The organism is Chloroflexus sp. (assembly GCF_034435895.1).
Classification (GTDB): Bacteria; Chloroflexota; Chloroflexia; order Chloroflexales; family Chloroflexaceae; genus Chloroflexus.
Window position 1 is genome coordinate 1 of the sequence record NZ_DAOTWH010000286.1, and the last position, 14,052, is coordinate 14,052.

The 14,052-nt window shown below is 61.6% G+C and carries 6 protein-coding genes and 2 pseudogenes; 2 read left to right on the top strand and 6 right to left on the bottom strand.

The window, feature by feature from the left end; genetic code table 11:
* The 3 genes and pseudogenes from U9R81_RS16095 to U9R81_RS16105 form a co-directional block, all read right to left on the bottom strand.
* A pseudogene (locus U9R81_RS16095) lies at positions 1 to 583 on the bottom strand (GHMP kinase); the annotation flags it as partial.
* Between the two features lie 17 nt (positions 584 to 600).
* Complete coding sequence (guaB, locus tag U9R81_RS16100) at positions 601 to 2,082, bottom strand: IMP dehydrogenase (protein ID WP_322496444.1); 1,482 nt, start codon at positions 2,080 to 2,082, stop codon at positions 601 to 603.
* A 145-nt stretch (positions 2,083 to 2,227) separates the two neighbouring features.
* Positions 2,228 to 2,956, bottom strand: coding sequence for a GIDE domain-containing protein (locus tag U9R81_RS16105; RefSeq protein WP_322496445.1), 729 nt, complete (start codon positions 2,954 to 2,956; stop codon positions 2,228 to 2,230).
* A 127-nt stretch (positions 2,957 to 3,083) separates the two neighbouring features.
* On the opposite strand from U9R81_RS16105, the gene U9R81_RS16110 reads away from it, so the two are divergent.
* On the top strand, positions 3,084 to 3,521 hold the full coding sequence (locus tag U9R81_RS16110; RefSeq protein WP_322496446.1) for a hypothetical protein: 438 nt from the start codon (positions 3,084 to 3,086) through the stop codon (positions 3,519 to 3,521).
* Positions 3,522 to 3,599: 78 nt separating this feature from the next.
* Here the strand turns inward: U9R81_RS16110 and U9R81_RS16115 are convergent, their stop codons facing one another.
* Complete coding sequence (locus U9R81_RS16115; RefSeq protein WP_322496447.1) at positions 3,600 to 5,867, bottom strand: serine/threonine protein phosphatase; 2,268 nt, start codon at positions 5,865 to 5,867, stop codon at positions 3,600 to 3,602.
* Between the two features lie 375 nt (positions 5,868 to 6,242).
* Between U9R81_RS16115 and pcs the strand changes: the two genes are divergently transcribed.
* A complete protein-coding gene (gene pcs / locus U9R81_RS16120; protein WP_322496448.1) occupies positions 6,243 to 11,711 on the top strand; it encodes a propionyl-CoA synthase subunit Pcs in 5,469 nt (1,822 codons plus the stop codon).
* Between the two features lie 50 nt (positions 11,712 to 11,761).
* On the opposite strand, the gene U9R81_RS16125 is transcribed toward pcs, so the two are convergent.
* Together U9R81_RS16125 and U9R81_RS16130 are read right to left on the bottom strand one after the other, a co-directional pair.
* A complete protein-coding gene (locus U9R81_RS16125) occupies positions 11,762 to 12,787 on the bottom strand; it encodes an MraY family glycosyltransferase (protein WP_322496449.1) in 1,026 nt (341 codons plus the stop codon).
* A 48-nt stretch (positions 12,788 to 12,835) separates the two neighbouring features.
* Positions 12,836 to 14,052 (bottom strand): annotated as a pseudogene (locus U9R81_RS16130) (hypothetical protein); the annotation flags it as partial.

The window sequence follows — 14,052 nt, forward strand, 5'->3', positions numbered from 1 at the left end:
GGCAGCCAGAGCCGGCCAGCCGGCGGGCGAGGGTGGAGATAAAGCGGGGGTGGCCGGCCAATTCAGGGCCAAAGAGGGCCCCGACCGCCGCGCATGCCAACGCGGCAGCCGCCGAGGCGCTGGTGCCCAAGCCTTTACCGGCGACGCGGGTACGCAACACATTGCGCGAAACGACGCGGGCATAGCTGGTAACGCCGGCTAACTCACGCACGGCATCAAGCACCGTGACGACCCGTTCGAGCTCGCGGCCTTGGACCGGTTTACCGCCGATGATGGCGCTATCGGCGGATAGGGCCGGATCGAACTCAACCAGCGTTGTTGTGTGAGCCGCGGCGTTATTGAGCGAAATTGAAGGCAAAAAGGCGATGCGTTGCGTCCAGTCGCTGAGGCCATGGTATTTCAGCACCCCCTGCATTGGGTAAGCGCGGGCGGCGGCAATGCCTTGCACGCGGGCCGGCGGCAGATGCGGCGGCGGCGGCAGTTCGATCCGGTGGTGGCGCAGATCGGCCAAGATGCGTTCGTGGGCCGCGCGCATCGGCCCGACCAGATCGGCGAAACCTTTTGGGATCAACGACTTATTCACGGTGCATTCCTCATTACTTACTGGCGACCGCTGTAATTCGGCGCCTGCTTGGTAATCACGACATCGTGCGGATGGCTCTCGATTTGGCCGGCAGTAGTGATGCGGATGAAACGGGCGTCGTGACGGAGGGCTTCGATATTCGGTGCGCCTGCGTACCCCATCCCAGCGCGCAAGCCGCCGACCAGTTGGTAGACGGTGTCGCTGAGCGGGCCTTTGAACGGAACCATTCCCTCGATGCCTTCGGCTACTAGTTTACGCGCTTCGGTAACGTTAGTCTGGAAGTAGCGGTCGCCGCCGCCACGCTGCATCGCGCCAATGCTGCCCATGCCGCGATAGCTCTTGTAGCTGCGGCCTTCGTAGAGGATCAGCTCGCCGGGGCTTTCTTCGGTGCCGGCGAAGATTGAACCGATCATGACACTATGAGCGCCGGCGGCAATCGCCTTGGGAATATCACCCGAATACTTGATCCCGCCATCGGCGATGATCGGAATCCCGTAGGGTTCGGCGGCGCGGGCGCAATCATAAATGGCGGTAATCTGCGGCATGCCGGCGCCGGTCACGACGCGGGTGGTGCAGATCGAGCCGGGGCCTTGCCCAACTTTCACGCCATCAACGCCGCGCTCGATCAGAGCGATGGTAGCGGCAGCGGTCGAGACGTTGCCGCCGATGATTTGGACGCGGGGGAACAGCTCGCGCAGCTTGACGACCGCATCGAGCACGCCGCGCGAATGGCCGTGAGCAGTATCGATGACCAACACATCAACCCCTGCCCGCACCAGTTCGGTAGCCCGTTCAATATAGTCGCCGCTGACGCCAACGGCTGCGCCGACGCGCAGCCGTCCCATATCATCTTTGCAAGCGTTGGGGTACTCGATCCGCTTCATAATATCTTTGACGGTGATCATCCCGCTCAGCTTGCCGCGTTCATCGACAACCAGCACCTTCTCGATCCGGTGGCGATGGAGGACTTCTTTGGCCTCTTCGAGGGTGGTGCCTTCGGGCACGGTCACGAGATTGCGCGAGGTCATCAGCTCGCGGATGGGACGATTACGGTCGGTCTCGAAGCGCAGGTCGCGGTTGGTAATAATGCCGACCAGATCGCCATCGGCGGTGGTGACGGGCACGCCGGAGATCTTATATTCGGCCATCAAATCGAGCGCATCGCCGACGGTGCGGTCGGGCGGCAAGGTGATGGGGTCGGTAATCATCCCGCTCTCAGACCGTTTCACCTTACGCACCATCTCGGCCTGTTGGGCGATTGGCATATTCTTGTGAATAATGCCGATGCCGCCCTCGCGGGCCAGCGCGATGGCCAGCCGGTGCTCGGTGACGGTATCCATGGCGGCGCTGACGATCGGAATATTGAGGCGAATGTTGCGTGTGAGCCACGTGCTCACATCGACCGTCGCGGGCAAGACATTCGACTCAGCCGGTATCAGCAGGACATCATCGAAGGTAAGCCCTTCGCGCGCAAATTTTTCTTCCCAAGCGATGCCCATACATTCCTCCGTGCAAGTGGTGATGTACAAAAAACCCCCGCGGCCAGCGCAGGGGGATAGCAACGACTGCTGACTCCAAACCATAGGTGACGGTGAGCGCACCCATATCATTTCGCCTGTACTATACTCTGAACGGCCCGTGCCGTCAAACGAGCAGGCCGATCACGATGGCGACCACGCCGGCGCCGGCGGCGATTCCGCCCAACCCATAGAACAACAAGCTACGGCGGCCAAGACTCCGGTGCAATAAGCGTTCTGGCTGAAACGAGATCAGAAACGGCCCGCGTTGACGGGGATCGGCGCCAATCTGCGGATTGGCGCCGAGTTGGCGCAGATAGCCGTGGACGAAGACCGGACTGCCGACCGGCAACGCCCATTCTTGGCGCCAAATTTCGCGTTCGCTGCCGCCGAGGCCGGTCATCTCTTCGTAGCGAGCGACGGTTTCCCGCAGATCAAAACTGGCGCCGGCAGTCACAATCGTGATAGCGCCGCTGGAATCGCGCACCTGAAACTCAGGCACGGACTGGGTATAGTCGTCGCCGAAGGCGGTTTCGGTCTTTCTTTGCTTGCCGTCCCAAGCGCGGCCTGTAGCTTGTTCGCGCTCCTCATGCACGATGTAACGAAAGGCGACGCACGGCGTATCGCTATAGGGTGCGCGGAGCAACGTCTGCGTGTCTGCGATCCCTGTTACTTTGACAGCAGTACCGATGGGCAGTAACCCGGCACGTACCCGATCGAGCAGATCGCCGGCCGGCCATGTTGGGGTCTGCTGGATAGCGGCGAGCCGGCGGTCAAGCCAATAGGCAACGGCGGCCAACGTCGCTGCGCCAAGGATGGCGAGGATGCCGCTGCTAATCAAGATCAGTGATGCCATATGAGCCTTCTTTGCTGAGTATAAATCTCATAACTATGGTTGCGGTGAAGCAAAACGTCTTTCTTCCGGCGCATCGAGATGCTATGATGAGGATAACACAGTGCGGCATTGTGAAGGAGTGTAATGTATGCTCAAACGAATTTTGCATGCTCTCGGCTTCATCGTTGCTAATGTGATCGTGATGATTATTCTCCACGGCAACTCACGCCAGTTTTGGCCGAAGATTCCCTACTTGAGCTTGCGCAACGAAAGCACGTTCGAGCACACTCGGTTACTCTTCAATACGCTCTTGGTCGTCACCATTGGGCAGGCGTTGATTGGCAAATTACCTCGTGAGCGGTGGGTGCCGCGCGGGATTGTCTTAGCGGCGCTACCCGCCTCGTTACCGGCGCTGATCTTCTTTGGGCAGCAGGTGTTGCGGTTAGAGGGTGAGGCAAGCGAGCGGTACAATCTCAGCTTAGTGCCGCTGCTGCCGATTGCCGCCACGGTACTGGAAGAGGTGCTGGTCGATAAGCTCAATCCGTCCACTGCGGAGCCGCATGCGGATTATAGCCATCTGGTGTGAGTGGCTGAGCGCAGTTGCCAAGACACTGGAGTGTAAGGGCGGGTTTCAAACCCGCCCTTACGGATCCGTCTCCATAGCCTACCGCCACTCGGCAAACATCACATCGCTGCCGCGGGTAGGCACGCCGACGCCGCCGCGCACCGGCGCACCCTGCTCATCGCGCACGGTGAACGTCACTTCTTGGCGCGGGCGCAAACCGCAGACGCGCGCATTGCCTCCGGCGTCGAACGCGCCGTTGAGACGTAGGCCGTCAATCGAAACGATCCAGCCGGCTGTATTAATCCCGCGAATCTGGATCAAGACGCAGCGCGTATCTTCGTTGCCATTGAGTCTGACGAACCGGAGCCGCGGCGGTTCCGGCGGCACGGTTGGGGTAGGCGGCGGTGGCACACCGGTATTGTCGATCAACCAGCGCTCGACATAACCGATCGAACCGATCAGCCGCGAGTCGGTGCTGGCGCGAATGCGCACCCGGTACCAACCAGCCGGTTGTTCGCTCAAAATCTCTACTTCATCACCGTTGCGAATAGGCTCGGTCACGGCGCTCGCAGGCGACGGTTCAACCCGGATCCGGGTAAACGCCCCTTGCGCATCTTCTTCAATCCGTCCGGTATAGCGATAATCAGGACGCGCGCCCGATACCACACGCACACTACTGTAGTCGCGCAGGGTGACAGCAGCGCCGGGAATGGGTGTGCCATTGAGTTCAAGGGTAAAGGGCGCCGAACCAGTGAGCGGGATTCTCAGGGTGCTAATGCGCAAGCGCAATTCGTTGTCACTGCTGCCGGCCATGATATCGAGGGCGACCGGATCATAGCCGGCGGCGCGCAAGGTTGCTGTGCGGACGGCGGACAGGCCTGAACCTTGGACGGTAAATTCAAGCGGAGTCGCGCCGGTGAAGAGTTCGATGGGAAAAAGGCGATCGACGCGGAATGACTGGATCAGGACTGGGGATCTGGTTGGCGCCGACGTAGGTGAAGGCGATGGAGGAGGGGGAGGGCTAGCCGTCATGGTGGCCGGGTTGGTAGTCACAGGCGTTGGTGTGGAGGTTGCCACGCGGTTAAGGCCAATTGTTGCGAGCAAAACGAGTAAGATAATGATAATGACGCCAAGAGCTACCGGCGCCGACCAATTCAGATTGCGCTGAGAGGCTGGCGTGGCGCTAGTTTGGGCCAACTCACGTTCGATCGTGTCGATGGTTTGCATCACCTCGCTGGACCGCGGATCGTCTGCGGGCAGCCGGTCGAGCGCCGAACGGTAGACGGTCAGCGCCTGCGCCAGTTGGCCGTGGATGCGCAGCGCAGCGGCATCATTCATCAGGGGGGCGACCGGATCGGCTAGGGATGGGGCAATCATAGCCGGCGCTTGCGGTTCGGCGGCAACTATGCTCGGTGAAGGCAACACCGCTTGCCACTCTTTGAGGAGCGGGCAATTCAGCGGGGTCGCGCTCTGCCAAAGCCGATCGAGCATTTGGGCTGGGCCTAGTCCCCAACGGCGGGCAAGCGCGTCGCGGAGGATATGGTAGCGTTCGGTTGGTTGCAACAGATCAGCGGGCGTGAAGAAGCTATCGGTTGCGGCGGCGGCGCGCACGGCATCGTCACACCAGCCAAGCAATTCAAGGATCAGCAACGCGCCGCCGAAGCGATCGGCTGACAATCCTTGCGCCGGCACCGGGTGCTGGTACGGGCTGGTGGGCGATGGCATCGGGAGGCGGAGCACGCCGGCGCCATGCACTGTTTCGAGATCAACGAGCGCAACCGGTGCGGCGGCGCCGGGATCGATCAATCCGGGGAGCATCACATGGGCTGATTGCAGATCACCATGCACAAGGCCGCGTTGCTCGATCTCGACGAGCAGATGAGTTAGCGCTCGCGCCAGCGCCAGACTTTGGCTGGGGCTGAGCGAGCGACGGTGATGGATCAATTCTTGCCACGGCGGGCCATATACCCATGGCATCAAGATGGCATAGTCGAGTTCGGGCCGCGTTGTCACCAACGCTGGTTGGGTGGCGGCGGTGATAATCATACGGCGCGCCGCTTGCAGGCCGGGAATACTGCTCACGTTCTGCAATTGCTGTGCGTGCTGGATCAACAACGGCTCGCAAAGCTGGGTTTGCGCTTTGAGCGCAACAAACCCGCCAGCAGTGCGCAATTGAACCACCCGACTGCTTTGACCCTCTTGCACAAACGGGCGTCCGGGTATGGCTGGATGGGCGCATACCTGATAACTGATCCCGTCGATCACTAATTGCTCGTCAATCGCGGGTTGGAAGGGCATGGATGTAACCACACTCTGAGCAGCGGCAAGTGGTTGGCGCGGCGGCTGGGTTGTTCGTAACTGCGCCATGGATGATACAATTAGTATACCACCTCGCTGCGTAAGCTGATGCGACGATTGCCGGTAGGGAGGTACGCTGTCGCTATGCCGATGACCCGGCTGCCGTGCTCACCGGCCAATTCAATGACTGTTTTGTCTAGACGCTAGCGCAAGCTGCCGCTTGGCAGCGGTTGATGACAGCTATGCACAGAACGCATATCGGTAATCCAGATTTGATCGGGCGACCTGAGCTGCATCTGCGTCTGTTAAGTAAACGGTGAACAATTCTCAATTATTGAAGTCTTGACGAATTGCGTCACGAGGGGTAGTCTATAATATGCACCCCTTGTTATCTATATCACAACCGGTAGATTAGGTTTTGACATGCGTCGAGGAGGACTGTCGATGATCGACACTGCGCCCCCCGCCCCACCACGGGCGCCCCGTTCCAATCCAATTCGGGATCGCGTTGCTTGGGAAAAACAGCGCGCTGCTGCGCTGGCCGATCTTGGCGCTTTCCATGGCGCAAATGCCCGGACGTTGATCCACTGGTACGATCCGGCCCATCGCTGCTGGATCCGCTTCAACGAGACCAGCCAGCGCTGGGAAGGGCTTGATGCGGCCACTGGCGCGCCGGTCGAGGTGGATTATCCAGCCGGCTATCAGCCGTGGGAAAAAGCGTTTGATGATAGCGAAGCGCCCTTCTACCGCTGGTTCCTTGGTGGTTTGACCAATGCCTGTTTCAACGAGGTTGACCGCCATGTCATGACGGGCTACGGCGACGAGGTGGCGTTCTACTTTGAGGGCGATCGCTGGGACAGCTCGCTCAATAACGGTCGCGGCGGGCCGGTGGTGCAAGAGACGATCACCCGGCGGCGGTTGCTGGTCGAGGTGGTGAAGGCGGCGCAAGTGTTGCGCGATCTTGGTCTGAAGAAAGGTGACCGGATTGCGCTCAATATGCCGAATATCATGCCGCAAATCTATTACACCGAGGCGGCCAAGCGGCTGGGAATCATCTACACCCCGGTGTTCGGCGGCTTTTCTGACAAGACGCTGTCGGATCGCATCCACAATGCCGGCGCGCGGGTGGTGATTACCTCAGACGGCGCCTACCGCAATGCGCAAGTGGTGCCTTACAAAGAGGCTTATACCGATCAGGCGCTCGATAAGTATGTGCCGGTGGAAACCGTGCGCCAGATTGTGACCGATACGCTGGCGATGCTGCCGTTGACCGATGATCAGCGCCAGAAGATCCTTGCCGAAGTTGGTGCGGCGTTGGAGGGTGAGATCACTATCGAGCGATCGGACGTGATGCGCGGGGTCGGGGCAGCGCTGGCTCAGATGCGCGATCTTGATGCTGGTATCCAATCCAAGGTGCGCACCGTGCTGGCGCAGGCGCTGGTGGCGACGCCGCCGCGGGTTGAGGCGGTGATTGTGGTGCGCCACACCGGCCAAGAGATTCTGTGGAATGAGGGGCGCGATCACTGGAGCCACGAGCTGCTCGATGCGGCCCTTGAGAAGATTTTGGCCAACGCGCGCGCTGCCGGCATTGATGTCCATAGCGAATCTGAGCTGCTCAGCCTGCCCGACGATCAACTCATTCGTGCGCTGTATGCCAGCGTTCCGTGCGAGCCGGTCGATGCCGAGTACCCGATGTTTATCATCTACACCTCGGGCAGCACCGGCAAGCCCAAGGGCGTGATCCACGTCCACGGCGGATATGTCGCCGGTATTCTGCATACGTTGCCGGTGAGCTTTGATGCCGAGCCGGGTGACACGATCTACGTCATTGCCGATCCGGGTTGGATTACCGGCCAGAGCTACATGCTCACCGCGACGATGGCTGGTCGCCTGACCGGCGTGATCGCCGAGGGCTCGCCGCTCTTCCCCTCGGCGGGCCGCTATGCCAGCATCATCGAGCGATACGATGTGCAGATCTTCAAGGCCGGCGTTACCTTCCTCAAGACGGTTATGTCGAACCCGCAGAACGTGGAAGACGTGCGGCTCTACGATATGTCAACGCTGCGGGTGGCGACCTTCTGCGCCGAGCCGGTGAGCCCGGCCGTGCAGCAGTTCGGTATGCAGATCATGACGCCGCAGTACATCAATTCGTACTGGGCGACCGAGCACGGCGGCATTGTTTGGACGCATTTCTACGGCAATAACGACTTCCCGCTCCGCCCCGACGCGCATACCTATCCGTTGCCGTGGGTTGCCGGCGAGGTGTGGGTGGCTGAAACGGATGAGAGCGGCAATGTGCGCTATCGGGTGGCCGATTATGAAGAGAAGGGCGAGATCGTGATTACGGCGCCCTATCCGTACCTGACGCGCACAATCTGGGGTGATGTGCCCGGTTTTGAGGCCTATCTGCGCGGCGAGATCCCGCTGCGAGCGTGGAAGGGCGATGCCGAGCGGTTTGTGAAGACCTACTGGCGGCGCGGGCCGAACGGCGAGTGGGGCTACATTCAGGGCGACTTTGCTATGAAGTACCCCGATGGCAGCTTTACTCTCCATGGCCGCTCGGACGACGTGATCAACGTGTCGGGCCACCGCATGGGCACCGAGGAGATCGAGGGCGCGATCCTGCGCGATCGCCAGATTACGCCCGACTCGCCGGTTGGCAACTGTATCGTGGTCGGCGCGCCGCACCGCGAGAAGGGTCTGACGCCGGTCGCCTTCATCCAGCCGGCGCCGGGTCGGCGGCTGACGGCTGCCGATCGCCGGCGGCTCGATGAGATTGTGCGCACCGAGAAGGGTGCGGTGAGCGTGCCTGAAGATTACATCGAGGTCAGCGCCTTCCCCGAAACGCGCAGTGGCAAGTACATGCGCCGCTTCCTGCGCAATATGATGCTCGATGAGCCGCTGGGTGACACGACCACCTTGCGCAATCCAGAGGTGCTGGAAGAGATTGCGGCCAAGATCGCCGAGTGGAAGCGCAAGCAGCGTATGGCCGAAGAGCAGCAGATCATCGAGCGCTACCGCTACTTCCGCATCGAGTACCATCCGCCGGCGGCTAGCGCCGGTAAGCTGGCGGTGGTGACAGTGACCAACCCGCCGGTTAACGCGCTCAACGAGCGCGCGCTCGATGAGCTGAACACGATTGTCGATCACCTGAGCCGGCGGAATGATGTGGCCGTGATCGTGTTCACCGGCCAAGGCGCGAAGAGCTTTGTGGCCGGTGCTGACATTCGCCAGTTGCTCGAAGAGATCCACACGGTGGAAGAGGCGATGGCGCTGCCGAACAACGCGCACCTCGCCTTCCGCAAGATCGAGCGCATGAACAAGCCGTGCATCGCGGCGATCAACGGTGTGGCCCTTGGTGGCGGTCTGGAGTTTGCGATGGCCTGCCACTACCGGGTGGCCGACGTCTACGCCGAGTTTGGCCAGCCTGAGATCAACCTGCGCTTGCTGCCCGGTTACGGCGGTACGCAACGGTTGCCGCGCTTGCTCTACAAGCGCAACAACGGCACCGGTCTGCTACGCTCGTTAGAGATGATCTTAGGCGGGCGGAGCGTGCCGGCTGAAGAGGCGCTGGAGTTGGGCTTGATCGATGGGATTGCGACCGGCGATTACGATGCGCTGGCGTTGGCGTGCGAACTGGCCCGTGAGGCGATTGGCCCCGATGGCGCGTTGCACGAAGAGTCGCCAGTCACCAAGGCCTTCCACCATCGCCACGAGCAGCTCGAAGAGTGGCGCAAGCCCGACCCGCACTTCGCCGATGATGAGCTGCGCTCGATTATTGCCCATCCGCGGATTGAGCGCATCATCAAGCAGGCCCATACCGTTGGGCGTGACGCCGCTGTGCATCGCGCGCTCGAGGCGATTCGCTACGGGTTCATCCATGGCTTCGAGGCTGGCCTTGAGCACGAGGCGAAGCTGTTCGCCGAAGCGGTGGTCGATCCGAATGGCGGCAAGCGCGGTATTCGCGAGTTCCTCGATCGCCACAGCCCGCCATTGCCGACGCGCTGGCCATTGATCACTCCCGAACAGGAGCAACTCTTGCTAGAGCAGAAAGAGCTGTTGCCGATCGGTTCGCCCTTCTTCCCCGGCGTCGATCGGATCCCGAAGTGGCAGTACGCGCAGGCCTTCATCCGCGATCCGGAGACGGGCGCGGCAATGCACGGCGACCCGATTGTGGCCGAGAAGCAGATCATTATTCCGGTCGAGCGGCCACGGGCGAATCAGGCGCTGATCTATGTGCTGGCCTCGGAAGTCAACTTCAACGATATTTGGGCGATTACCGGCATTCCGGTGTCGCGCTTCGACGAGCACGACCGTGACTGGCACGTGACCGGTTCGGGCGGAATCGGGTTGGTGGTGGCGCTCGGTGAAGAGGCGCGCCGCGAAGGCCGGCTGAAGATTGGTGATTTGGTCGCTATCTATTCAGGCCAGAACGACCTGCTCTCGCCGCTGGTGGGCCTTGATCCGATGGCGGTCGATTTCGTCATCCAAGGCAACGATACACCCGATGGTTCGCACCAGCAGTTTATGGTGGCGCAAGCGCCGCAGTGTATGCCGGTGCTGCCGGATATGACCATCGAGGCGGCGGGCAGCTATATCCTCAATCTGGGCACGATCTATCGCGCGCTCTTTACCACGCTGCGCGTGCAACCCGGTCGCACGATCTTCATCGAGGGCGCCGCGACCGGTACTGGTCTCGATGCGGCCCGCACCGCGGCGCGCAACGGTCTCAATGTGATCGGTATGGTCAGCTCGGCTGACCGGGCGGCGACGGTGATCGGGGCCGGCGGCAAGGGGGCGATTAACCGCAAGGATCCGGCGATCGCCAATTGCTTCACCCGCGTGCCGGAAGACCCGTCTGAATGGGCGGCATGGGAGGCGGCTGGCCATCCGTTGCTCGAGATGTTCCGGGCGCAGAACGATGGTCGCTTGGCCGATTACGTGGTCTCGCACGCTGGCGAGACGGCCTTCCCGCGCAGTTTCCAACTGCTCGGCGAACCGCGTGACGGCCATATCCCAACCCTGACCTTCTACGGCGCGAGCAGCGGCTATCACTTCACCTTCATCGGCAAACCCGGCGCAGCTTCGCCGACCGAGATGCTGCGGCGGGCCGGCTTGCGCGCCGGTGAGGGAGTGTTGATCTACTACGGGGTCAGCAGCAGTGACCTGATTGATAGCGGCGGCCTTGAAGCCATCGAGGCGGCACGCCTGATGGGGGCGCGGATCGTGGTAGTGACGGTCAGCGATGCCCAACGCGAGTTCTTGCTCTCACTCGGTTTCGGCGCAGCTCTGCGTGGCGTGGTCAGCATCGCCGATCTCAAGCGGCGGTTTGGCGACGATTTCGAGTGGCCGAAGACGATGCCGCCACTGCCCGACTCGCGTAAGGATCCGCAAGGTCTCAAAGAGGCGGTGCGCCGCTTCAACGACCTGACCTTCAAACCGATCGGCAGCGCGGTCGGCGGCTTCCTGCGCACGCCCGACAACCCGCGCGGTTATCCCGACTTGATCATCGAACGCGCCGGCCACGATGCGCTGGCGGTAAGCGCAATGCTGATCAAGCCCTTCACTGGCCGGATCGTCTACTTCGAGGATATTGGCGGGCGGCGCTATTCGTTCTTCGCGCCGCAGATCTGGGTGCGCCAGCGCCGTATCTATATGCCAACGGCCCAGATCTTCGGTACGCACCTCTCGAACGCTTACGAGATTGTGCGGATGAACGAGGAGATCAGCGCCGGTCTGATCACGATCACCGAGCCGGCAGTGGTGCCGTGGGAGCAGTTGCCCGAAGCGCATCAGGCGATGTGGGAGAATCGCCACACCGCGGCAACCTACGTCGTCAACCATGCCTTGCCGCGGCTTGGCATTAAGACTAAGGACGAGCTGTACGAGGCGTGGACATCACGCGAGGAGTAGCGGTAGGTTGGTGAGGGGGATAGGGCAGCATACATGCTGCCCTATCCCCTTTATGCCTCCTGCCGTGGCTGCCCTGATGGGCAGACCCGTTCAAGCCAGACAATCCCGCTGATGGCAATTATCAGCAGGCCGGCAAAGACGAGGTAGGCCTCGGAGGGTCGTGCTTGAGTGACGTAGACTCCCGCCAACCCGCTCGCACCAGCCAGCAAATAGCAGATCAGCACCGATTCGCGTTTGGTCATTCCGAGCGCATGCAAGCGGTGGGAGAGGTGGTCTTTGCCGGCAGTGGTGAAGGGATTGACCCGCCGGCGGAGCCGGGCCACGATGACGAGCGCGAGATCAAAGAGCGGCAATCCCAGCACGCAGACCGGTACCAGCCACGTGACTAGGGGGGTATTGCTGAGAAAGCGCAGCTTGATCGCCAACGCAGCCAGAATGAAGCCGATAAACAGGCTGCCGGTGTCTCCCATAAAGATGCTGGCCGGGTTGAAGTTGTAGCGCAGAAAGCCAATACAGGCCCCGATCAGCGCCGCCGACATTGCACCGACCAACACCTGTCGCGGTTCATTCATCGCTGCCAGCAACAGGAAGAACGCAGCGGCAATTGTGGCCACCCCGCCGGACAGCCCATCCATGTTATCGAGAAAATTGATCGCGTTGGTGATCACGATCACCCACAGCAGCGTGATCGCCCAATTCAGCGCCGGCCACGGAAAGAGTTGCACCTGCGTCCCGCCGAGTAGCAGGACAATCGCGGCTAGCGTTTGCCCGGCCAGCTTGACGAGCGCCGGCATCCCCCAGCGGTCGTCGGCCAACCCAAACAGCGACACGATTGTCGCGCCGAGCAGAATCCCGATCAATTCGCGAATATGAGCCTGATCGCCGAAGATGAGCAAGGCAGCAACGAACGCCGCGTAGATTGCTGCCCCACCAAGCAACGGGATCGGCGTGGTGTGGCTGTCGCGCGCGCGGGGCACCGCGATGACGCCGCTGCGCAGCGCTGCCCGCCGCGCGATCGGCGTGGCGAGGATCGAGAAGGTGAGTGCAGCGATCAAGATGAGGGCGATACTAGCCATAGCCTGTCGTTTCAACGTCAAGACGCAAAGCTGCTTATGGTCTTGGCGTCATTTGCGCGCCTGTTCGATCAGCGCAATCAACTGCTCGACCCGCGCCAGCTCGTTGGTGCGCCCGCTGCTCTGCAAGACCGCCAGCATCCGGCGCGCTTCGGCGAGCGCCGCATCGTATTGCAGCGTTTCGCTGAGGATCAAGGTGTATTGCTCGCTCAACGCCGGATTGTCCGGTTGAATGGTGACGGCGCGGGCATACGGCGCGACCGCGTCGGCCATATTCGCGGTCTGCACCGCTAACCGGGCCACGGCGGCGTACAAGCCGGCAGCCTGTGCGGTGAGGATGGGTAGCTCGATGGCCCGTTCGGGTTTGCCTTGCGCTTCGGCCAACGCCTGATCGGCCAGCTCGGCCTGCGCTGCAAAGGCAGTGCGGAGTTGGTTGAGCAGATCGGGCCGGCTACTCAGCCCCCGCGCGATCCGGTCGAGGTTATCAACCATCTGCTGTGGCGCCTGTTCGAGGGCTTGCAGGTAGAGGGCCGTGGCCGCGTCGAGATCGCCGGCGCGGAAGCGCACTAAATCGCCGCGGCGGAGGGCAGTGTCGCCAAAACGCGGATCAAGCCGGGCCGAGGTTTGCAACAGCTCATCGGCCTGCTGGAAAAAGGCCCCTGCTTGGGATGCATCGCCGCTGATCGTCGCCTGTTCGGCCAGTTGCATCAACACACCGGCCCGCTCGTTCATCAGCGCCACATCACGCGGCGCAATCTGGGCTACCCGTTCGTACCAGCGCAGCGCCGTATATAATCGTTGCGCGTCACCTGTCCACCCATACCAGAAGGTGTTGATCCGGCCCAGATTGGCATAGTGATCCTTGTTAAGCGGGCTCAGTTGGTGGGCGCGTTCTACGGCGGCCTCGGCGTAGGCGAGCAGGCTGAGCGGTGATGAGCGTTGGACGAAGGCGGAAACCGCTTCTACGCTATCAAGCCGCAGCAGTGCGTCGAGATCGGGTTTGCCGGCATCGCCAATCGCCGCGCCTTGCGCGCGCAGCGCATCGGCGAGGTTCATCAGGGTGCGGGCTAGATGCAGGTAGTAGAAATCTTCGCCGGGATTAGCCCGGATGGCGGTGATCGACTCGTTGAGGGCAGCCAATAATGCTCGTGGCGACGTCTGCCCCTGCTCGCTATAGCTCTGCGCTTGCTGGAAGCGCATATCGGCATAAACCGGCTGGATGTTCAGCCACCAGATCAAACCGGCAGCGACCAAGCCGATCAAGCCGG

What these genes read in the sequence shown, in the direction of transcription:
- U9R81_RS16110 (WP_322496446.1), top strand. Translation starts at nt 3,084, where the DNA reads ATGCTCAAACGAATTTTGCATGCTCTCGGCTTCATCGTTGCTAATGTG.
- U9R81_RS16115 (WP_322496447.1), bottom strand. Translation starts at nt 5,867, where the DNA reads ATGGCGCAGTTACGAACAACCCAGCCGCCGCGCCAACCACTTGCCGCT.
- U9R81_RS16105 (WP_322496445.1), bottom strand. Translation starts at nt 2,956, where the DNA reads ATGGCATCACTGATCTTGATTAGCAGCGGCATCCTCGCCATCCTTGGC.
- pcs (WP_322496448.1), top strand. Translation starts at nt 6,243, where the DNA reads ATGATCGACACTGCGCCCCCCGCCCCACCACGGGCGCCCCGTTCCAAT.
- U9R81_RS16125 (WP_322496449.1), bottom strand. Translation starts at nt 12,787, where the DNA reads ATGGCTAGTATCGCCCTCATCTTGATCGCTGCACTCACCTTCTCGATC.
- guaB (WP_322496444.1), bottom strand. Translation starts at nt 2,082, where the DNA reads ATGGGCATCGCTTGGGAAGAAAAATTTGCGCGCGAAGGGCTTACCTTC.